The following is a 21,653-nucleotide window of genomic DNA, read 5'->3' as shown; positions in this document are numbered from 1 at the left end:
TGCCGCCGTGCGGTCTCCTCGGTAGAAATGTGCGTGCGCCCCATTTGTCGCGAATGTCACCGCTTGTGCAGTGACCAGCCCACCCGCACTACGTCGCCGCAGGTGGAGGGCTCCGGCGGGCACTCCCCGGAACACCCAAGGCTGCTGGCGACGGCATACCTCGGTAAGGTGGCGGGGCCAGATGCACCACAAACACACACTGAAATGCACCGGAGGTACACACGCGTGGCTCTCATCGTCCAGAAGTACGGTGGATCGTCGGTGGGATCCGCCGAACGTATCCGACGCGTCGCTGAACGAATCGTCGAGACCAAGAAGGCCGGCAACGACGTCGTCGTCGTGGTCTCCGCCATGGGCGACACCACCGACGAATTGCTCGACCTCGCCAAGCAGGTGTGCCCAGCCCCACCCGCCCGTGAAATGGACATGCTGCTCACCTCGGGTGAGCGGATTTCCAACGCACTGGTCGCGATGGCTATCCACTCCCTCGGCGCCGAGGCTCGTTCCTTCACCGGATCGCAGGCGGGCGTCGTGACTACCAGCGTGCACGGCAACGCCAAGATCATCGACGTGACACCAGGTCGTGTCCGCGACGCACTCGACGAAGGTGCGATCGTGCTCGTCGCCGGATTCCAAGGCGTCAGCCAGGACAGCAAGGACGTCACGACACTCGGCCGCGGTGGTTCCGACACCACTGCCGTCGCACTCGCCGCTGCGCTGAATGCCGACGTCTGCGAGATCTACACCGACGTCGACGGCATCTTCACGGCCGATCCGCGCATCGTTCCCAACGCCCGCCACCTGAGCGCAGTTTCGTTCGAAGAGATGCTCGAAATGGCGGCATGCGGCGCCAAGGTGCTCATGCTGCGATGCGTCGAATATGCCCGTCGATACAACGTTCCCGTACATGTTCGGTCGTCGTACACCACGAAACCCGGAACAATCGTCTCCGGATCTATGGAGGACATTCCAGTGGAAGAAGCCATTCTCACCGGCGTCGCACACGATCGCAGTGAAGCGAAGGTCACCGTCGTCGGCCTGTCCGATGCACCTGGCTACGCAGCCAAGGTCTTTCGCGCCGTCGCCGATGCCGAGATCAATATCGACATGGTGTTGCAGAACGTATCCAAGATCGACACCGGCAAGACCGACATCACCTTCACCTGCCCGAAGTCCGACGGTCCGAGAGCCGTGGAGATGTTGACCAAGCTGCAGGGTGAGATCGGCTTCGCCCAGGTGCTCTACGACGACCTGATCGGCAAGGTCTCGCTCGTCGGTGCAGGCATGAAGACCCACCCCGGTGTTACAGCGACGTTCTGTGAAGCACTCGCCGACGCCGGTATCAACATCGACTTGATCAGCACCTCGGAGATCCGCATCTCGGTACTGGTCAGTGACACCCAACTCGACGAGGCGGTGCGCGTACTGCACGCCGCCTTCGATCTCGGCGGCGACGAAGAAGCTGTCGTGCACGGCGGAACAGGAAGGTAGGGGAGATGACAACAGTCGCAGTAGTAGGCGCCACCGGTCAGGTGGGTGCCGTCATTCGAACCTTGTTGGAGGAACGCAACTTTCCCGCCGACACGGTGCGGTTCTTCGCCTCGGCGAGATCAGCAGGCAAGAAGCTGCCGTTCCGCGGGGAAGAGATAGTCGTAGAGGACGCGTCGACCGCCGATCTCGCAGGCATCGACATTGCACTCTTCTCTGCAGGCGCCACGCTCTCACGTGCGCAGGCACCACGGTTCGCCGCGGCAGGCGCAGTCGTCATCGACAACTCTTCGGCATTCCGTAAGGACCCCGAGGTGCCGCTCGTCGTCAGCGAAGTCAATCCGGAGGAAGCGAAGAACCCTCCCAAGGGCATCATCGCGAACCCGAACTGCACCACCATGGCGGCGATGCCGGTACTGAAGGTGCTGCACGACGAAGCCGGCCTTCGGCGCCTCATCGTCAGCAGCTACCAGGCAGTGTCGGGTAGTGGGCTTGCAGGCGTCGAGGAACTCGCCACGCAGGCACGCGCTGTCATCGGTGACGTCGAGAAGCTGGTGCACGACGGATCTTCGGTGGATTTTCCGGCTCCGAACAATTACGTAGCGCCGATCGCGTTCAACGTTCTTCCGCTGGCCGGAGCGCTGGTGGACGACGGATCAGGCGAGACCGACGAGGATCAGAAGCTGCGTAACGAATCGCGGAAGATTCTCGGACTCCCGGACCTGCTGGTCAGTGGCACCTGCGTGCGCGTCCCGGTGTTCACCGGGCACTCGCTGTCGATCAACGCAGAGTTCGCGAACCCGCTCTCGGTGGAACGTGCTCGTGAGCTTCTCGCAGCTGCACCGGGCGTGACGTTGGTGGATGTGCCGACGCCGTTGCAGGCTGCAGGCAAGGACGATTCCCTCGTCGGGCGTATCCGTCAGGACCCGGGCGCTCCCGAAGGCCGCGGACTCGCACTGTTCGTATCGAGTGACAATCTTCGTAAGGGTGCTGCGCTCAACACCATTCAGATTGCCGAACTGCTGGTCTAGATCTACCCGATCTGCTCCCCGGTTGCGCGCTCGAGCACAAACCGGGGAGCAGATCGCGGTGGGCTCAGCCCAGCCGCTGCCCGTCGCCCGATCCGTCGAAAAGATGCGCATGGGCCTCGTCGAACCGTACGTGCACGACCTGGCCCTTCTGCGGTGGATCGCGCCAGTCGGCGCGCGCGACGATCGTCTGCGTCCGGCCGTTGATATCAGCGCGACCGAACACGAAAGCTTCCGAGCCGAGTTCCTCGACGATGTCGATTTCGAGCTTCACTCCCGAGTCTGCGATCTGCACGTGTTCAGGCCTGATACCGAACACGACCTCCGTCCCTGACGACGCCGCAAGGGCCTCGCGCTGAACCGGAATGACTTGATCACCGATCTGCACCCCGCCGTAGGTAATCGGCAGCGTGAACAGATTCATCGACGGCGAACCCATGAAACCCGCGACGAACACGTTGACCGGGGTTCGGTACAGCTCGCGCGGTGAAGCGCATTGCTGCAGCACTCCACCCTTCAAGACTGCGACGCGGTCTCCCATCGTCATCGCTTCCACCTGATCGTGCGTCACGTACACGGTGGTGGTGGCCAACCGCCGTTGCAGTTGTGCGATCTGGGTACGCGTCTGTACCCGCAACTTGGCGTCGAGGTTGGACAGTGGTTCGTCCATGAGAAATACCTGCGGTTGACGCACGATCGCTCGGCCCATCGCAACTCGCTGCCGCTGACCACCGGAGAGTGCTTTCGGCTTCCGGTCGAGGTAGTCCTCCAGGTCGAGAAGCCTCGCGGCCTCGAGCACTCGCGTGTTGATCTCTTCCTTGCTCGCCTTCGCGAGCTTGAGTGCGAAGCCCATGTTCTCCGCGACGCTCATGTGCGGATAGAGCGCGTAGTTCTGGAACACCATGGCGATGTCGCGATCCTTGGGCTCGGCGTCGGTGACGTCCTTGCCTCCGATGAGGATCCGTCCGCTGTTCACTTCTTCGAGACCGGCAAGCATCCGGAGCGAGGTGGACTTGCCGCAACCGGATGGGCCGACGAGGACGAGAAACTCGCCGTCCTCTATCTCCAGGTCCAGTGCGTCCACCGCAGGCGCATCCGAGCCGGGGAAAAGCCTGCTCGCGCGATCGAACGTAATCGATGCCATGTTCTGTGAAATCCCTCCACCGGCAGGAACGTGCCGGACGATCCGAGTGTGGGGTATCGACGGGTGCCGACGAAGGAACATAGTATGGGCGCGGTCACATCGGTGGGGCGGGAGGGTAGCCCGCGGAACGACCCAGGAAGGCGGGAGGGTAGCCCGCGGAACGACCCAGGAAAGCGGGAGGGTAGCCCGCGGAACGACCCAGGTGGGCGGGAGGGTAGCCCGCGGCATGACACGGCATGACACGGCACGGGCGAAGGGTGTGGATGTGGACGGTATTTCGCGCAGGTCGGTCTTTCGGAGTCTCGCGTTGCTTGCTGCTGTTGCCGGGGGTGCAGCGCTGCCGTCGAGTTCGGTAGCTCGGCGGGCTTTTGCCGACGATATCTTCGGCGGCCGTAGCCCTTTGCTGTTCCATTCGCCCACGCTTGCTCCGTTTCGTGACGAGTTGCCGAGGCTGCCGGTGGTCGGGGGTTCGCAGGTGTCGCTCGATGCGCGCAGCGCGATGCATTCTTTCCACGCCGATCTCCCTGCCGGTCCGACGTTTGGTTACGGCGAGCTCGATTATCTGGGCCCGACCATCGAGTCCGTGCAGGGACAGCCGTGGACGTTGAACTACACCAATCGCACCGAGGGGAATCCGCTTGCAGCCGATGTGGATACCTCGCTGCACGGGATGAGCGAGCAGGACCGGCAGATGACCCCGACGTCGCTGCATCTGCACGGGAGTATCACTCCGCCGGACAGCGACGGTAACTCCGAGATGCTCGTCCGCCCGGGTGAATCTCTCACTCATAGGTTTCCGGGGCTCAATGAGGCCGCAGGGCTTTGGTACCACGATCACGCGATGTCGATGACGCGCATCAATGTCTACGCGGGTCTGGTCGGAATGAATCTGGTTCGGGATCAATTCGATTCGGGTCTCGCCGACAATTCTCTGGGGTTGCCGTCCGGTGAGTTCGAAGTGCCGTTGGTATTGCAGGAAAAGATCATGAATCCTGACGGCAGCATTAGCATCAGGTCCAATATCACTGTTCCCCAGGGGAAATGGGAAGGTGGCGGGACCGGGGACGTCGGCGTCGTCAATGGGAAGATCTGGCCGACGATGGAAGTGGCGCGTGGGCTGTACCGTTTTCGCGTCGTCAATGCCGGCTCCTACAGTGTGTGGAATCTGTTCTTCGGCAACAGGATGCGATTCTGGGTGATCGGGAACGACGGCGGGCTTCTCGATGCGCCGGTGCAGACCGACAGTATTAGGCTGGCGCCGGCCGAACGGGTCGATGTGCTGGTCGATTTCGGCTCGCTGGCACCCGGCGAACTGGTCGAGCTCCGTAACGACGAGCCGCCACCGGCCCAGGCTGCATCGTTGGGGGCGGTGCCGATGCCGTTGTTCTGTCAGTTCAGGGTGGCGTCGGGCCGAGGATATGTCGGTGACGTCATGACGATGTATCGCGGCGGCAAAGGCCAGCCACCTCTGCTGCCGATTATTCCTGCTGCGCAGGTTCAGCGCACGGTCACTGTCAATCAGCCTTCGGCAGGGTTGTCGTTGGCGCCGCCGATGATGACGCTGAACAACCTTCGCTACAGCGACCCGGATATCGAGATGCCGACGCAGGGCGTCGTAGAACAGTGGAACATCGTCAACACCACCCTCGAGCCTCACCCGATTCACCTGCATCTGGTGCACTTCCGCACGCTCGGCCGAGCATCGGTGGATCTGACGGCGTACATGCGCGAGCGTCCTCGCCCCGATATCGGCGTCAAGTGGGCGCCCGACGTCGAGAGATATGTGACCGGCCCGCTGTCTCCACCGGCCGCGTGGGAGTCGGGCGCGAAGGACACCGTCAACACTTACCCGGGGACCGTCACGCGAATTCTGGTGCGATTCCCCACGGCCGACGAGCTCGGATTCGATCCTGACGCAACTTTCGCTGGCCCTGCACCTGCACACGAAGGCGGCCATTCAGGTCACGAGGCTGGTGGGCAGGCGAGCTCGACCGAGCTGCAGGGTTACATGTGGCACTGTCACATGCTCGACCACGAGGACCACGAGATGATGCTGCGTTACCGACTGCGTGCCTAGTCGCGTCGATGCCATACGGAAAGCTCAGGCCGAGACGACCCACCCGGTTGCTATCGACTACGCGGCGGCTGAGGCAGCTACTCTCGGCTTCCGAGTTCCTGCCCCTGCCAGTTACAAGCCGCTGGTCAACGCACTAGCTGCGGGCGGGGTGGTGATCGTCGGACCGCGACAGGGCCGACGGGTGATGGCCGCTGCGGAGACCCCGAGGCGGATGATAGTTGGCGTAAAACTCATCTTCACCCGCCCCAGTACCTCTTCATCTCCCGCCTCGCCAGGCCTTCAACCAACCTGCGCTACGGACTCCGGATTTGGAAGGGCAGCTTTACTTTTGGAGGGTCGACGGCGGGACCGCATGCAGGCTTCACGTCCACCGTTCGACGAACGCACCCACGGCGGTGTTCGCGGTGTCGGGGTGTGATGCGGTCAGGAAGTGTTGTCCCCCGTCGACGATCTGGAGTTCGGCTGAAGGAGATTGCGTGAACTGTGAGATTCCATGCTCGGCGTTGGCGACGGAGTAAACCTGATCGGCAGTGCCTTGTACCCACAGCACTGGGCACTTCACTTCGTTGAGGCGTGCCTCGAGGCCATCCCGATCGCGGAGATTGACCGTGCTCGTCCGGAGTCGGCGCCGGCCCTCGTCTCCGGTGTAGTTGGATCGGTAGGTTTTCAGCCAAAAATCGCGTTCTTCCTCGGAGACTACTTCGCCCAAGCCGGCGCCGAGGACTGCGTTTACGAAGTCGTCTTCTACCACCCAGTCGTCACTGACAGGCGTCGATAGTGCATCAATGGATGGGCTGCAGAATTCTGACCCGTTCCAGCAACCTCTGTCCATGCTCGCTTGGCTCTCGAAGTCCATGGAGGTGCCAAAGATAACGATTCCCTGGATGACATCAGGAGCAAGCATCGCCATTCGCGTGGCGATCCATCCTCCTTGGGAGGTTCCGAGCGCGAATGATTCTTTGATGCCGAGCGCTTCGAGGACCTGCAGGTTCGCGACTGCGCTGTCCCAGTAGGTGAACTGACGGTAGTTGGCGCGGGTTGCGCCGTGACCGTAGGGCTCGATGGCCAGCAGGTTCATAGCCGCATTGAGCTCTGCGTTGGCGAATTGAGGGCGGTACAGCTCCACGGACGTGGTGAACGAGTTGGCCATGACCATGGTTGGCAGGGACGCATCGTATTCGCGTCCGAACTTGTAGCCGATGGTGGATCCGCCGAGGTGGGGGATATCGATAGTTTTCGTAGTCATCGAGGTCCTTCCGGGTTCGAGTGAGGAGGGGATTCGATCGGGCTGGAGCCGACACACGCGGGCAAAAAGGTGGTCTGCTGTCAGTAGGAGCGACAGGCTCTACTAGAGATTTCCGGGATCAGGGTCCTCTAGGTAGTCATGGAGGACTCGGCCCATTGAATATGTGAATGTCACGTCGCCGTATAGGAGTGAGGTGACGTTCAACGGGGTGGTCGGAGCGAGCTTCGCCGCGGGATGCCCGTCGGGCATCGTAAACGTGATGTCGTCGACCGACGCGTCGAAGAGTTTGACGGTGAACGGGAGAGGAAGCTCGATGAGTTGACTCAGCGCCGCGTACCCGCCAGACGGTTCTGGGATCTGGCGGTGACTGTAGTAATTCAGATGCCCGCCGAGGTTGCCGACGTGTGTGTCGGTGACGCTTGCTGACACCGTGATGGCTGCGCTGTTCTCGATGCTCAGGGTGGAGGTGAGCTTGCTTCCCTCCAGTTCCGCGGTTCGTGTGCCGAGCATTGCTGGGATGCCGGAGGATTCTCGCGCGTACGAGATGACTCGCTGGGAGCTGTTCCAGTAATACGCGAAGTATCGGCCCGGAATCGCCATGGCGCCGTCGGCTGCAAGACTGTCGTGCCCGTCGATTTCAACCGTCAGGTACGTCAGGGAGAACCCCCCAAACCCGCTGCTCTGGTCGGCTTCGATGTCGTACATATTCATCTGAACTGTGTTGTTTTCGTGCGGAACAAGGCCAGGGGGAAGAATTTCCTGTAGCGCTTCGCGGTCGGCTTGATAGCCCACGATCACCATGCGTGCATCGCGGATGAGTTGGGGAGCCTCGGGTGCCCACACGGTGGGGGGCATGCCCCGATACGGAACCTTGGTCATGATGGATCTCATTCCTGCTTGTCGGTGAATGCGTCTTCCCAGAGCCGCACGGTCTGGACCGGCGCCTCGACCATGGGGTAGTGGCCGGCGTGCTCAATGGCGACCATCGAAGCGTTGGGGAGCGAGTCGGCGGTTTCTTGCAGGTACTCCTTGCTGACGAATGGGTCGCTCTCCCCATAGGCCAATATGACTCGGCCGTGGTATCCGGGGAGTTCGCTGCCAAAACTTGCGTTGCTCCAGTTCGCCAAGTAGGCCTCCCACACTTCCCGGTCCAGAACCGTTTGCGATCGCGCCACCAGGTTTTGAAGCTGAGCGTCACTGAGGTGCGGAGCCAGTCCGCCCAACGTCGGGCCTGGATCGGAGTACGCAGATGCGAATCCCTCGTACGTTGCCTTGTCGAACGGGGTCCCGAAAGGCGAGACGGGAGTCAGCGCGACCACTGAGCTCACACGATCCGAAGCCACAGTTGCTATTCGGAGGGCGGTCGCGCCGCCCATCGAGTGGCCAAGGATCGCGAACTTGTCCCAGCCAAGGTCGTCGGCCGCAGCTAGAGCCGCCGCCGCCATGCCATCGATGCCGTCTGTAGGCGAGTCAGCGTCGGAACGGTTCGGGCCATAGCCGGGGAAGTCGACAAAAGCGTAAGTGAATTTGTCGAGATTCGTCTCCAATCGGACCGCGGCCCACACGGCACTATCAAGCGCCCACCCGTGCAATACGAGCACCCGGATATCGCCAGAACCTTCCACGAATGGGGTCATACTTCCTCCTCAAGCGACCGAGCGCTCGCTCGGTATTACTGGCTGACTATATGAGCCAGTTCACACTTTGTCCACGGTTAGACGAGACTCACGAGAAGTGTCCGCGAAGCGCTCTCTGTGCCTCACGTAAAACTCCCGCGTAGCGGTGAGCGTGGGCATCCGCATCGGCGAGCAGGTGCGTGGATTCGACGGTGCCGTAAGCGTCAGCCCAGCAGGAGAGCGTCACGGCGGCTTCGCGGGTGGTATTGCCGCGGTCGGTCCGTCTATCAAACGGGTGAGCTTGACATATTCGCACTTGATGCCTTCGACGATGATCGGGATCTCACCGAACTTACAATCAGTCTGGACTGTTTGTTGATTTGGGGCTACAGTCGCTCATGTGACCCAGAGCACTCGACCGCCGGAGCGGCGTACGCAGGCACAACGCACTGCAGGTACTCAGACGAAATTGCTCGACGCGGCAATCGACTGCCTGGTTGAGAAGGGTTTCGCGCAGACCAGCACACAAGAGATCGCACGGCGTGCCGGCGTGTCCCGCGGAGCGCAACTACACCACTTCCCGACCAAAGAATCGCTTGTCACTGCCGCCGTCGGACATCTGGTGGACAAGCGATTGGCCGAAATCCTCGAGGCCAACTCCGATGGCACCCGGGGCGTCGAACTGCTCAGCGAAGCATTCTCCGGACCGCTGTTCTACGCCGCCCTCGAGCTGTGGGTGGCCGCGCGAACCGACCCGATATTGCACGAGGCCATGGTCCCGTTGGAACGCAAGGTCGCCGACGCCATTGCCGGCGGTGCCGCCGAGATCATGGGCAAGACCATGTCGCCCGAATCCATCGAGCTGAGCGTGGAACTCGCTCGCGGACTGGCGGTGTCTTCGATATTTCGCACCCCCGACGCCGACGCCCAGCTGCGGGCCCGACTTCTCCCGGTATGGGAGGCAAAGGTGATCCAGTCATGACAAGTACCGAATCAGTCCTTGCCGAAGAATCCACTGCTGCTGAAAAATCCGCGTTGCCGAAATCGGTACACGTACTTGTGGTGGGAGCTGGGTTTGCCGGCATCGCCGCGGTGTCGCGCATACTGCGGGACGACCCTGACGCCGATGTTCTCGTCATCGAGCGGGCGCACGACGTCGGCGGTACATGGCGTGACAACACGTATCCGGGATGCGCATGCGACGTCCCGACCTCGCTGTACTCCTTCTCCTTCGCGCCGAGCCCCGAGTGGTCGCACACCTTCGCGCGTCAACCGGAGATCTACCGCTACCTGCGCGGGGTCGTCGACAAGTCGGGACTGGGCAACAGAATCATTACCGACTGTTCGCTCGATTCGGCGAGATGGGATGCGGCGCAGAACCTCTGGATCGTCGAGACGAGCAAGGGCATCGTGCACGCCGACGTCCTCGTTGCCGCCACGGGGGCACTGTCGACCCCGAAGTTTCCTGACGTACCCGGACTGGAGAAGTTCACCGGCACGGTATTTCACTCGGCGACGTGGGATCACGAACAGGACCTGACCGGTCGCCGCATAGCGGTCATCGGCACCGGTGCATCCGCTGTCCAGTTCGTTCCCGAGATCGTCGACCGCGCCGAACGGCTGACGGTATTTCAGCGAACGCCCGCCTGGGTAGTGCCTAGGCTGGACCGCACGCTCAGTAAAGTCGAACGCACGCTGTATCGGAAGTTTCCGGCTGTCCAAAAGGCAGTACGGGGAACGATATACAGCTACCGTGAGCTCTACGTCACCGCGCTTGCGCACAACCCCTGGGTGCTACCGGCGGTGTCGGTGGTCGCCAAGGCTCATCTGCGCAGGCAAGTGAAGAATCCTCGAACGCGAGCCGCGCTGACTCCGGACTTCACGATCGGCTGCAAGAGAATGCTCCTGTCCAACGATTGGCTCTCCACTCTCGATCGGACCGACGTCGACCTCGTGACCAGCGGGCTGACCGAAATCACCGCCGATTCCGTGCTCGACGCGTCGGGAAATCACTATCCGGTGGACACGATCATCTTCGCCACCGGGTTCACCCCGACGGAACCTCCGGTATCGCACGCGCTGACCGGCCTCGACGGGCGCACCCTCGCCGAGCATTGGGACGGCAGCCCCAATGCGTTCCGCGGCACCACCGTGCATGGGTTCCCCAACCTGTTCCTCATGTACGGGCCCAATACCAACCTCGGCCACAGTTCGATCGTGTACATGCTCGAGTCGCAGGCGAACTATCTCGCCTCCGCACTCGAAAAGATGCGAGAGGGCGGGATAGCCAGTGTGGAGGTAACCGAAGCGTCTCAGCGGCAATATAATTCGTGGATTCACGACTCGTTGGCGGGGACGGTGTGGAATTCGGGTGGTTGCTCGAGTTGGTATCTCGATGCCGAAGGCCGCAATCCGGTCATGTGGCCGACGTACACCTTCACCTTCCGAAACTCGACTCGCACCTTCGATCTTGCGGACTATGCGAGTGCGGTAGCAAGGAAAGGTGTTCGGGTATGAGCGATTACGACGTCTTGGTCATCGGATCAGGGTTCGGCGGTAGCGTGGCGGCCTTGCGTGCAGTGGAGAAAGGATACCGCGTCGGAGTGCTCGAATCCGGCCGACGCTTCACCGACGACGAACTACCGAAGACCAGTTGGCGACTCCGAAAGTACTTGTGGGCGCCCGCTATCGGTTGCTACGGCGTGCAAAGAATCCATTTGCTTCCCGATGTCCTCGTGATGGCGGGCGCGGGCGTGGGCGGCGGTTCGCTCAACTATGCCAACACCCTGTACCAACCCCCGCGCCGATTCTTCGAGGATCCGCAATGGGGACACATCACCGACTGGCATCGGGAACTCGCGCCGTACTACGACCAGGCCAAACGGATGTTGGGCGTGGAGACGAACCCGACCATCACTCCCTCCGACAAAGTCATGAAGGAAGTGGCCGAGGATATGGGAGTCGGTGACACGTTCACCAGCACTCCGGTCGGAGTCTTCTTCGGAACGCCAGGACAGGAGTCGGCGGATCCGTTCTTCGGTGGCGTCGGACCAACGCGCACCGGGTGTACCGAATGCGGATCGTGCATGACGGGATGCCGGATCGGGGCCAAGAACACTCTTGTCAAGAACTATCTGTACCTAGCAGAAAAGGCTGGTGCACAGGTGCTTCCGTTGACGACGGTCACGGCCGTGCGGCCCGCGGCAGGCGGCGGATACGAGGTTTGCACACGCAGGACCGGAGGCAAGCTTCGCCGAAGCGTCACTGTGCTGACGGCCGACCAAGTGGTCTTCGCCGCCGGTACCTACGGGACCCAGAAGCTGATGCTGGCTATGAAGGAGACTGCGGCACTGCCGAATCTTTCGAACAGGATCGGCTCACTGGTACGGACCAATTCCGAAGCAGTGCTCGCTGCGACCGCACGTGGCCGCGAGGTCGACTACACCGAAGGCGTCGCGATCACCTCCTCGTTCCATCCCGATGATCACACGCATATCGAGCCGGTTCGATATGGCAAGGGCAGCAATGCAATCGGGCTTTTGCAGACCGTTCTGAGCGACGGCGGTGGCAAAACGCCTCGCATTCTGAAGACTCTCGGTGTGGCATTGCGGCATCCTGGAGCGGCGTTTCGCAGTCTGTCCGTTCGTCATTGGTCGGAGCGGACGGTGATCGCGCTGGTGATGCAGACCGACGACAACTCACTCGAGCTCGGCTCCAAGGCCGGTGTCTTCGGTAGGCGCCTTACCTCTCGGCCCGGAGCCGGCGACCCGCCACCGCAGTGGATCCCGCAGGGGCACGAGGCAATCAGGCTGCTGGCGGACAAGATCGGTGGCGACCCTGGCGGGTCCATGGCCGAGATCGTCAACATCCCGATGACTGCTCACTTCCTCGGTGGATGCGCTATCGGAGACTCGGCCGATACGGGCGTCGTCGACGCTTATCACCGCGTCTACGGACACGTTGGTCTCCATGTCGTGGACGGGTCGGCCGTCAGCGCCAACCTCGGTGTCAACCCGTCGCTCACGATTACTGCCCAGGCCGAGCGCGCTATGGCGTTGTGGCCGAACAGGGGTGAACCGGACCGACGTCCAGAATTGGGAAGCGGTTATCGCGAGGTCCTCCCGACGTCGCCGAGAAGCCCGGTAGTACCTACCGCTGCTTCTGGCGCACTGCGACTGCCGTTGACCGTCGTATCGGTCGATGCTCCCGGAGGTACGACATGTGGAGCGTGACCGAATCCGAATCGGCGAGAACCGAGTGGCCGGAGAGCCCGCCACCGCCGTGGCCCGCCGAAGTGAAGGCCACCATCTGGTGGCACCGGGCTCGGCCCGCCGGGCGTGCGCTACTGAAGGGTCGGACGATTCCGATCACGATGGTGATGGTCATCGATTACCTGAACTCACCGGTCGGGCCGTACCGCGAGGTTCTCGCCAGTCCGGTTTTGCAGCGTCCGGGCCGTGGAATGGGGCCGATGCCACGAATATCGGTTCCGTTCATCGCTGTCGACTCCGAGACTTCGGTGCACGGGGGCCGCACACACTGGCATCTGCCCAAAGTTCTCGCGGACTTCGGCGGCGACGTACTTGCCGACGCCTCGGTGTCTGGTGAAGGGGCGTCGGGAGACGGATGGTCTGTCCGCACGAAGGCGAAAGGTATCGGCCCGAGCTTCCCCATCAAGGGTGTGCTCGGGTTCGCGCAGCCCTCGGACGAGGGTTCGCTTCTGGCGACTGCACGTTTGACGGGTAAGGCCCGGTTGGCGAGGGTCCAGGTCGACGCGTCGGGTCCGAGCTTGGGCAAGTGGATCACTCCGGGCACCCATTTCGGGCTGCAGATTGTCTCCGGCCGGATGGCCACGGGGGTATCGTCCCTGCTCAGCAGTGGACAGGTGTAGTAAGCCTGCCTTTTCTTGACTAATTCCAGAAAAGGGGCATACTCGAATGCATGCCACTGAACGACGCCACACTCGAACCCACCGCGCAATTGCGCTCGGTGGGTTTGCGAGTGACGGCGCCACGGGTGGCGGTTCTGACTGCGGTTGCAGCCCAGCCGCATTCGGATGCAGATGAGGTAGCAGCAGTGGTGCGATCCCACCTCGGCTCGGTGTCCACGCAAGCGGTGTACGACGTACTTCGTGCTTGCGTCGGTGCCGGACTTCTCCGACGGATCGAGCCTGCAGGTTCGTCTGCGCTGTACGAAAGCAGAACCGGCGACAATCACCACCACCTGGTCTGCCGCGTATGCACAACAGTGGTCGACGTCGATTGCGTCGTCGGCCGATCACCATGCCTCGACCCGTCGGAGTCTCATGGATTCGTCGTCGAGGAAGCCGAAATCGTGTTCTGGGGGCTCTGTTCCGACTGCGCATCGACACACGATTCGCGGTTGAACTCGAACATGGCACCTTCGGCTGCATCCGCTCGAAACGCCATCCCGACGCAGGCGGCGTCGAACCACGCCTTCCGAGTCAGCCCCTCGGTAGGCGACCACCCATCAACGTAGGAGGCTGCGCATATGACCAAGCCGACCACCAGTAACGCTGGAATTCCGGTAGCCAGTGACGACCAGTCCTTGACTGCAGGTACGCAGGGTCCGATTCTGCTCCACGACCACTACCTCATCGAGAAGATGGCGCAGTTCAACCGCGAGCGTGTCCCGGAGCGCGTAGTTCACGCGAAGGGCTCGGGAGCATTCGGTGAACTCGAAATCACCGGCGATATAAGCAAATTCACGAAGGCCAAGGTTCTTCAGCCCGGTGCGAAGACCGAGATGTTGGCGCGATTCTCCACGGTGGCCGGCGAGCAGGGTAGCCCCGACACCTGGCGCGATCCGCGCGGATTCTCGCTCAAGTTCTACACCGAAGAGGGCAACTGGGATCTCGTAGGCAACAACACCCCGATCTTCTTCGTCAAGGATCCGATCAAGTTTCAGGACTTCATTCGGAGCCAGAAGCGCATGCCTGACTCCGGATTGCGCGACCACAACATGCAGTGGGATTTCTGGACACTCTCTCCCGAGACCGCACACCAGGTCACGTGGCTCATGGGAGACCGCGGCATCCCGAAGTCGTTCCGCCACATGGACGGATTCGGTTCGCACACCTATCAGCTGATCAACGAGGCCGGCGAGCGCAACTGGGTGAAGTTCCACTTCAAGACCGATCAGGGCATCGACTTTCTGACGCAGGCCAAGGCTGACGAACTCGCCGGGACCTCGCCCGATCATCACCGTCAGGATCTGTTCGGCTCCATCAAGAAGGGCGACTTCCCCAGCTGGACGCTCAAGGTGCAGATCATGCCGTACAACGAGGCGGAAGACTACAAGTTCAACCCGTTCGACCTCACCAAGGTCTGGTCGCAGAAGGACTACCCGCTGATCGAGGTCGGTAAGATGACCCTCAATCGCAACCCGGAGAACTTTCACGCCCAGATCGAGCAAAGCTCGTTCGAGCCGTCGAACGTCGTTCCAGGCATTGGCTTCAGCCCGGACAAAATGTTGTTGGGCCGCGTCTTTTCGTACGCCGACGCACACCGCTACCGGATCGGCACCAACTACGCGCAGTTGCCCGTCAATGCGCCGAAGGCTCCGGTCAATTCGTACTCCAAAGACGGGTCGATGCGGTATTCGTTCAACTCCGCCGACACCCCGGTGTACGCGCCGAACTCCTACGGCGGTCCGCAGGCAGACACGAAGACCTACGGCGACGACGGATCGTGGGACTTCGAGCCGAGATTCGTGCGCACCGGTTATATCGAGCACCCGCAGGACGGTGATTTCGTTCAGGCAGGCACGCTCTACCGCGAAGTCATGGATGACGCGCAGCGGGAGAGGCTCGCAGGCAACATCGTCGGGCACGCTCTCAACGGTGTGACCGAAGATGTCCTGATTCGGGTCTTCCAGTACTGGTCCAACGTGGACCCAGAACTCGGCAAGAAGGTCGAAGAAGGCGTCCGTGCAGGTCAGTCCGAGAGCGAACCCACAACGAGCCAGTCGCCGACCACTCCTGGCGACGAGGCCGCAGAGGTCTAGTCGCTCACCGCTCCTTCTCTCCGACTCTTATCAGGAGGCACATCATGAACAACCCCATCACCAGTTCACTCGACGCCGGACAGCAGAAGATCGCAGGCGACGCGCTGCAGGGCACCGTCGTGGACCTGATCGACCTGTCTTTGATCGCCAAGCAGGCGCACTGGAACGTTATCGGAAAGAACTTCCGTTCGGTCCACCTCGCTTTGGACGAGCTCGTAGCCGCAGCGCGCGAGTTCACCGATTCGTCGGCCGAGCGCGCCACCGCTATCGGGGTCAGCCCGGACGGCCGCTCCGCCACGGTTTCGGCGTCAGCGGGAACCAAAGGAATCGGTGACGGCTGGACGAAGGACGAGCAGGTCATTGCGGCAGTGGTGGACAACCTCACCGCTGTGATCGATCGCCTACGCGGCCGCATCGCTGATACCGAGGCGGCCGACCCGGTCACCCAGGATCTGCTGATCGCCATCACCGCACGACTCGAGCAGCTGCACTGGATGTGGCAGGCACAGGTCGGTTAATCGTCCCAACGCTACGAAAGAGGGCCCCCGCATGCGGGGGCCCTCTTTCGTGTTTCGTGGCCGTAGGCGTCGGGTACGACGGTGGAATGAGCGAACCCTCGAGTGGCCAAGGTTCAACTGCGGTGCTGTTCGATATCGACGGCACGCTCGTCGACTCGAACTATATCCATGTCGATGCCTGGTCCAGAGCATTCTTCGAGGCAGGCGTTGCCGTGCCGGCCTGGCGCATCCATCGCTGCATCGGAATGGACGGTGGCAAACTGCTGGAGTCGCTGGTCGGATCTGCTGACAGCGACATCGCACGTGAGGCGAAGAGCCTTCACAGCGAGTACTACCGACAGGCAAGTCATCGCCTGCAGATTCTCCCCGGTGCGAGGGACCTGCTGAAACGGCTCGAAGACCGCGGATCGATCGTCGTGTTGGCGACGTCGGCACCCGAATCCGAGCTTGCTCTGCTACGCGATCTGCTCGACGTCGAGGACATCGTTGCGGTCGTGACGTCCGCAGAGGACGCCGAGGTGGCGAAGCCGAGTCCGGAGATCGTGGAGGTTGCACTCGCCCGCGCCCACGTATCGGCGGGCAGCGCGGTCATGGTCGGTGACAGTGTGTGGGACATGAAAGCCTCCAGCACGGCCGGGGTGGTCTGCGTCGGTGTTCGGTGTGGGGGCGTTCCCGATGCCGAACTACGCTCTGCCGGTGCGGAAGAGGTGTACGAGGATCCCGCCGATTTGCTCGGCCGGCTCGAGTCCAGTGCGATCGCAAGGTTGACCGAAGTATGAGTCGTGAGCACGGGTACATCGCAATCGAGAACTATGCCGCCATCGGCGACGGACGAACGGTAGCCCTGATCGCAACGGACGGCCGGATCGATTGGCTGCCCATCCCCAATCTCGACTCGCCGCCGACGTTTGCGGCACTTCTCGACGCCAAGAATGGCGGAAGATTCGAACTGTCACCGGCCGGACCGTTCACGGTCGAACGTGAATTCGTCGAAGGCACCAACGTTTTGACCTCCACCTACCGAACCGCCACCGGTTCGGTGCGAGTCACCGATTCACTCAACACCGGAGTGGCGGGCCGATTGCCGTGGCTGGAACTGGCCCGTCGAACAGACGGTCTCGAAGGTGAAGTCGATATGGTGTGGCGGGTTGCGCCGGGAACGATGCTGGGCAAAGCATCGCCGTGGGCCTACGACACTTCGCACGGGACCGTCCTGCGTGTCGACGGAGTGACCTTGGCCGTGCGAACCCTCGAGGCCGACGACTTGACGGTCGAAGAACAGAACATCCACGGTGTCTTCACCACCAGTGCTGGATCGCGGCACCTCGTAGGCCTGGCCGGCACCGAAAACGAACCACTGCACATCCCGGACCCTCGGGAGGTCGACCAAGGCGTCGACAGAACCATCGCGAATTGGCGTGCGTGGACCGACGAATTCCAGTACGACGGCCCGTGGGCGGCACACGTGGCTCGAAGTGCACTCGCGCTGAAGTTGTTGCTTCACAGCCCCTCCGGGGCCATTGCCGCCGCAGCGACGACGTCGCTGCCGGAGAATCCTGCGGGAGGTAAGAACTGGGATTACCGCTACGCGTGGGTCCGCGACACCGCATACACACTCAGAGCCTTGATTCGGTTCGGGCTGCGCGAAGAAGTGCACGCAGCCGTTGCGTGGCTACTGGAAGTCATCCGGGCCAACGATCCTCTGGTCAATGTCTTCTACACCCTCGGTGGTGAATTGCCTGGCGGGACCGAACAACCCGACGTGCCGGGTTGGCGTGGGATCGGGCCCGTCGTGAACGGCAATCGGGCCGCAGACCAACTGCAGCTGAGCATCTTCGGAGATCTCTTCTCGATCATTCGGTTGTACGTCGACGCGGGCAATGTGCTCGATGCCTCCACTGGTCGACTCCTGGCAACGATCGCAGACCAGACGTGCGACTCCTGGCAGCGACGAGATGCGGGAATCTGGGAACTCGAGGAGGAGCAGCATTTCACGAGTTCGAAGCTCGGATGCTGGCAGGCACTCGACTGTGCTGTCTACCTTGCCGAGAACGGCCAGATCCCCGGCATCCCCGACAGGTGGAGAGCCGAACGAGAGCGAATCAGGGCGTACATCGAAGAGAACTGTTGGTCGGACGAGCGGCAGTCCTACATTGCCTATCCAGGCGCGGACGGGCTGGATGCTTCGGTACTGCTGGCGGCGGAGATGGATTTCGATCGCGGAGAACGTATGTCCTCGACCATCGATGCGCTTGGTGCCGAACTCGGCGCCGGACCACTGCTCTACCGCTACACCGGTGTCGAAGCAGAAGAAGCGACGTTCGTTGCCTGCGCCTTCTGGCGAGTCTCCGCCCTGTCCTGCGTCGGGCGAGACGACGAAGCGATGGACCTGATGGACGAGCTGGTTTCCATGTCCAACGACGTCGGTCTGTACAGCGAAATGATCGATGCATCGGATGGCTCCTTTCTGGGTAACTTCCCGCAGGGATTGAGTCATCTGGCGCTCGTGAACGCGGCACTGACCATCGCACGCTCGCACGATGCCACCACGAACCGATAGGAGACAGGCGCTATGGAACTGGGAATAGACGGCCGAATCGCGCTCGTGACGGGTGCGGACTCCGGAATCGGTTGGCAGACCGCACAGATGTTGCTAGCGGAGGGTGTCAAGGTCATGATCAGCGACAAGGACCAGGACGCCTTGGACAAATCCGCATCCGAACTCGTGGCCGAACCGGGGCAACTGCATGCCTTCGCCGCAGATGTCACTGATACCGCGAGTGTGCAAGAGCTTGCAGCGCACACTCGAAAACATTCCTGCCCGCGCTCCGACGAGGCGGCTGGGGACGGATCGTCCTGCTTACCTCCGAGGACGCAGTGCAACCCTACGACGACGAATTGCCTTACTGCTCAGCGAAAGCCGGTGTTCTCGCGTTGGCCAAGGGGCTCTCGCGTAGCTACGCATCCGAGGGCCTACTCGTCAATGCCGTCTCACCTGCCTTCATCCACACGCCTATGACCGACGCGATGATGGACAAACGTGCCCAGGGAAAAGGCACCGATCGTGAAGGCGCCATCGAGAGCTTCCTCCAGGAAGAGCGTCCGTACATGGAACTCGGTCGGCGAGGCGAACCCGAAGAGGTCGCGTCGGTCATCACCTTCCTGTGCTCCGATCGCGCCAGCTTCGTCAATGGATCCAACTACCGAGTCGACGCCGGCTCCGTCGCAACCATCTAGGAGAAACCGATGACCAACTTCGGCTACACATTGATGACCGAGCAGAGCGGCCCCAAAGAACTCGTGAAGTATGCGGTCGGCGCCGAGAAAGTCGGTTTCGACTTCGAGGTTGCCAGCGACCACTATTCACCCTGGCTGTCCTCCATGGGGCACGCGCCTTATGTCTGGACCACACTCGGCGCCGTCGCGCACGCGACCGAGCGCGTCGAGCTCATGACCTACGTGACGTGCCCGATCATTCGTTACCACCCTGCCGTCGTCGCGCAGAAAGCCGCGACCATGCAGATACTCGCCGACGGCAGGTTCACGCTCGGACTCGGCAGCGGGGAGAACCTCAACGAGCACGTCGTCGGTGAGGGATGGCCATCGATCGACAAACGTCAGGACATGTTCGTCGAAGCGTTGGAGATCATCGCGCAACTTCATACAGGCGAGCTGATCACTTACGAGGGCAAGCACTTTCGCGTCGATTCCGCCAAGATTTGGGATATGCCCGACGGTGGCATCCCGATCGGAATCGCGGTTTCGGGAGAAAAGTCCATCGAGAGATTCGCTCCGTACGGTGACCATTTGATTGCCGTCGAACCCAATGGCGACCTGGTGAAGCAATGGACGGAGAAGCACTCCGGGCGCTCGCGCACCATCGGTCAAATCCCGATCTCTTGGGATCCGGACAAGAACGCTGCAATCGACCGCGCGCACGACCGCTTTCGTTGGTTCGCAGGCGGCTGGGCCGTCAACGCGGACCTCCCGACGACGGCCGGGTTCGCTGGAGCGACGCAATTCGTCCGCAAGGAAGATGTAGCCGAAACAATTCCTTGTGGACCGGACCTCGATGCGATCGTCGAGTCCGTCAAGCCGTACTGGGAGGCTGGTTTCACCGACATCGCACTCGTGCAGGTAGGCGACGAAACCCAGGAACGATTCCTCGACGAGGCCGCAGGTCCGCTGTTGGAGAAGTTGCGCGCCGCTGCGAACTGAGTCGAGAACGCAAAAGTCCTGGCCTTGTGGAAAGGCCAGGACTTTTGCAATTCACCGATACTTTGTCGGGGTGGCGGGATTCGAACCCACGACCTCTTCGTCCCGAACGAAAGGTAACGGCATACTTGCTGGTGACGACACTCGTGTGCTGAGTGAGTACACCACCGCTACCAGCGGGTTCGATTGTCGGTTGAGTTGACAGAGAACGAGGCTAGTCGAGAACACTGCGGACGCCCTGCGGACTGGGGGCCATCATCGAACAAGGGTACGAACCTCGATTGCCGTCTACCGACGACAACACCCCGCAACGGCCCCTGTCTGACGGAAGGCGTTACGGGGTGCTGATGTGCCACCGTGAGCCGCGAACACTCCCGGACACAGCTCACGGGGGCAGGTTCATGGGGCCGGCGTTTTTTCTATGTCCCAGAAAGACCTGGGGATTCCCAGCCTTCGACCCATTCGAGTACGTCGGCGGTTGCTTCGTCGGCGGCTGCAACGATCGCATCAAGGTCAGGCTGAGCTGCGAGAACACCCTCTAGAAGGTCGTCCATTGCTTGCTCGGGTGTGATGTTCCCGGACGCCGGCAATTCGCTACGGTGTCCCACTGGCCCGGTCGTCGGGCAGAAGGTGCAGGCATCGCCCATGAAGCGGCCGCATGTCGGGCAGTTGAAGGGGTTCACGCGGCGTCTCGGAGGTGTTCTAGGAGGGCGCCGGGGGTGCGGGTATCGCGGCCATGCTCACCGATCAGTCCTTCGAGGGAGCTACCGCCGTTGAGGGTCAGGCTGTGATCGCGGCCACTGTCGGCCCACAGTCGGGCGACCCAAGCCGCGGTCCTCTGCGGGGAGTGCCGGACACCGTCGACGTAGACGGCCTGGAGGATGCCATGCGGGTGATCGGCCCACGTTAGCGGCTCACGGCTGGCAGCTTTTTCGTCCACACGTCCGTCTGTCAGGACTGTTGTCGCCTCGGCCAGTGCGGCGTTGTAGTCGTCACTGGCACCGATCAGTGCGTCGACGGCATCACGGGCTGAATCGTATGCGGCACAGACATTTTCGATTGGGTGCGCGGTGACGATATCGGCTGCGCGGGCTTTGGCGTCGTCCTGCTGTCCGGCCAGTCTGCGGGCTGCGAGGCGTTCGCGGATGGTCTGCTTGCCGGCATCGACAAGCGCTTCGTGATCGGCTGCCGCTTTGGCTTCGGCCAGTTCGGCCACCGATACGGTTTCGCCGTCGACCATGCGGGCCTTGAGGTATTCGTAGTACTCGGTTGCGGACTGCTCAGTGGTGCTCATT

19 protein-coding genes, 1 tRNA gene and 1 pseudogene are annotated in these 21,653 nt (G+C 61.9%); 14 read left to right on the top strand and 7 right to left on the bottom strand.

The window, feature by feature from the left end:
* Positions 1–225 precede the first annotated feature (225 nt).
* Positions 226–1,491 (top strand): aspartate kinase, encoded by a 1,266-nt coding sequence (locus BJD99_RS04905; RefSeq protein ID WP_084345663.1) that lies wholly within the window; start codon positions 226–228, stop codon positions 1,489–1,491.
* 5 nt (positions 1,492–1,496) lie between these two features.
* Positions 1,497–2,519 (top strand): aspartate-semialdehyde dehydrogenase, encoded by a 1,023-nt coding sequence (locus BJD99_RS04900; RefSeq protein ID WP_084345662.1) that lies wholly within the window; start codon positions 1,497–1,499, stop codon positions 2,517–2,519.
* 64 nt (positions 2,520–2,583) lie between these two features.
* Here the strand turns inward: BJD99_RS04900 and BJD99_RS04895 are convergent, their stop codons facing one another.
* The gene (locus tag BJD99_RS04895) at positions 2,584–3,660 is read right to left on the bottom strand and encodes an ABC transporter ATP-binding protein (protein WP_084345911.1); all 1,077 of its coding nucleotides are present in this window, start codon (positions 3,658–3,660) and stop codon (positions 2,584–2,586) included.
* 226 nt (positions 3,661–3,886) lie between these two features.
* Between BJD99_RS04895 and BJD99_RS04890 the strand changes: the two genes are divergently transcribed.
* Positions 3,887–5,737: a multicopper oxidase family protein gene (locus BJD99_RS04890; protein ID WP_256895491.1), complete on the top strand. Its 1,851-nt coding sequence runs from the start codon at positions 3,887–3,889 to the stop codon at positions 5,735–5,737.
* 361 nt (positions 5,738–6,098) lie between these two features.
* On the opposite strand, the gene BJD99_RS04885 is transcribed toward BJD99_RS04890, so the two are convergent.
* From BJD99_RS04885 to BJD99_RS04875, 3 genes are all read right to left on the bottom strand, one after another.
* Positions 6,099–6,983, bottom strand: a complete 885-nt coding sequence (locus BJD99_RS04885; RefSeq protein WP_084345661.1) for an alpha/beta fold hydrolase — start codon at positions 6,981–6,983, stop codon at positions 6,099–6,101.
* A gap of 102 nt (positions 6,984–7,085) precedes the next feature.
* Positions 7,086–7,862, bottom strand: a complete 777-nt coding sequence (locus BJD99_RS04880; RefSeq protein ID WP_084345909.1) for an acetoacetate decarboxylase family protein — start codon at positions 7,860–7,862, stop codon at positions 7,086–7,088.
* Between the two features lie 8 nt (positions 7,863–7,870).
* Positions 7,871–8,620 carry an alpha/beta fold hydrolase gene (locus tag BJD99_RS04875; RefSeq protein WP_084345660.1) on the bottom strand — a complete coding sequence of 250 codons (750 nt, stop codon included), beginning with the start codon at positions 8,618–8,620 and terminating at the stop codon, positions 7,871–7,873.
* 379 nt (positions 8,621–8,999) lie between these two features.
* On the opposite strand from BJD99_RS04875, the gene BJD99_RS04865 reads away from it, so the two are divergent.
* The 11 genes and pseudogenes from BJD99_RS04865 (at position 9,000) to BJD99_RS04815 (ending at position 20,361) form a co-directional block, all read left to right on the top strand.
* Positions 9,000–9,581 carry a TetR/AcrR family transcriptional regulator gene (locus tag BJD99_RS04865; RefSeq protein WP_084345658.1) on the top strand — a complete coding sequence of 194 codons (582 nt, stop codon included), beginning with the start codon at positions 9,000–9,002 and terminating at the stop codon, positions 9,579–9,581.
* Positions 9,578–11,116 carry an NAD(P)/FAD-dependent oxidoreductase gene (locus BJD99_RS04860; RefSeq protein ID WP_084345657.1) on the top strand — a complete coding sequence of 513 codons (1,539 nt, stop codon included), beginning with the start codon at positions 9,578–9,580 and terminating at the stop codon, positions 11,114–11,116. Before BJD99_RS04865 ends, BJD99_RS04860 begins: the two co-directional genes overlap by 4 nt.
* Positions 11,113–12,831, top strand: coding sequence for a GMC oxidoreductase (locus BJD99_RS04855; RefSeq protein ID WP_084345656.1), 1,719 nt, complete (start codon positions 11,113–11,115; stop codon positions 12,829–12,831). Before BJD99_RS04860 ends, BJD99_RS04855 begins: the two co-directional genes overlap by 4 nt.
* Complete coding sequence (locus tag BJD99_RS04850; protein WP_084345655.1) at positions 12,819–13,490, top strand: hypothetical protein; 672 nt, start codon at positions 12,819–12,821, stop codon at positions 13,488–13,490. The genes BJD99_RS04855 and BJD99_RS04850 overlap by 13 nt, the downstream gene beginning before the upstream one ends.
* Positions 13,491–13,540: 50 nt before the next feature.
* Positions 13,541–14,098, top strand: coding sequence for a Fur family transcriptional regulator (locus BJD99_RS04845; protein ID WP_084345654.1), 558 nt, complete (start codon positions 13,541–13,543; stop codon positions 14,096–14,098).
* A 12-nt stretch (positions 14,099–14,110) separates the two neighbouring features.
* Positions 14,111–15,625, top strand: a complete 1,515-nt coding sequence (locus BJD99_RS04840) for a catalase (protein WP_084345653.1) — start codon at positions 14,111–14,113, stop codon at positions 15,623–15,625.
* 44 nt (positions 15,626–15,669) lie between these two features.
* Positions 15,670–16,143, top strand: a complete 474-nt coding sequence (locus tag BJD99_RS04835) for a Dps family protein (protein WP_084345652.1) — start codon at positions 15,670–15,672, stop codon at positions 16,141–16,143.
* 86 nt (positions 16,144–16,229) lie between these two features.
* A complete protein-coding gene (locus BJD99_RS04830) occupies positions 16,230–16,922 on the top strand; it encodes an HAD family hydrolase (protein WP_084345908.1) in 693 nt (230 codons plus the stop codon).
* Entirely contained in the window at positions 16,919–18,703 is a 1,785-nt protein-coding gene (locus BJD99_RS04825) for a glycoside hydrolase family 15 protein (protein WP_084345651.1), read from the top strand. Before BJD99_RS04830 ends, BJD99_RS04825 begins: the two co-directional genes overlap by 4 nt.
* Positions 18,704–18,715: 12 nt before the next feature.
* Positions 18,716–19,380, top strand: a pseudogene (locus tag BJD99_RS04820) (SDR family NAD(P)-dependent oxidoreductase).
* A 9-nt stretch (positions 19,381–19,389) separates the two neighbouring features.
* Entirely contained in the window at positions 19,390–20,361 is a 972-nt protein-coding gene (locus BJD99_RS04815; protein WP_084345650.1) for an LLM class F420-dependent oxidoreductase, read from the top strand.
* A 65-nt stretch (positions 20,362–20,426) separates the two neighbouring features.
* Here BJD99_RS04815 and BJD99_RS20920 read toward each other — a convergent pair.
* The 3 genes from BJD99_RS20920 to BJD99_RS04805 form a co-directional block, all read right to left on the bottom strand.
* Positions 20,427–20,528, bottom strand: a tRNA-OTHER gene (locus BJD99_RS20920).
* 249 nt (positions 20,529–20,777) lie between these two features.
* Positions 20,778–20,966 carry a hypothetical protein gene (locus BJD99_RS20915; protein ID WP_179142185.1) on the bottom strand — a complete coding sequence of 63 codons (189 nt, stop codon included), beginning with the start codon at positions 20,964–20,966 and terminating at the stop codon, positions 20,778–20,780.
* Between the two features lie 71 nt (positions 20,967–21,037).
* The gene (locus BJD99_RS04805; RefSeq protein WP_084345648.1) at positions 21,038–21,652 is read right to left on the bottom strand and encodes a hypothetical protein; all 615 of its coding nucleotides are present in this window, start codon (positions 21,650–21,652) and stop codon (positions 21,038–21,040) included.
* Position 21,653: the final 1 nt, after the last annotated feature.

The organism is Rhodococcus sp. 1163 (genome assembly GCF_002091985.1).
Taxonomy (GTDB): Bacteria; Actinomycetota; Actinomycetes; order Mycobacteriales; family Mycobacteriaceae; genus Rhodococcoides.
The sequence above is the reverse complement of the archived record's forward strand: the minus strand, read 5'-3'. Positions and strand labels throughout refer to the sequence as shown.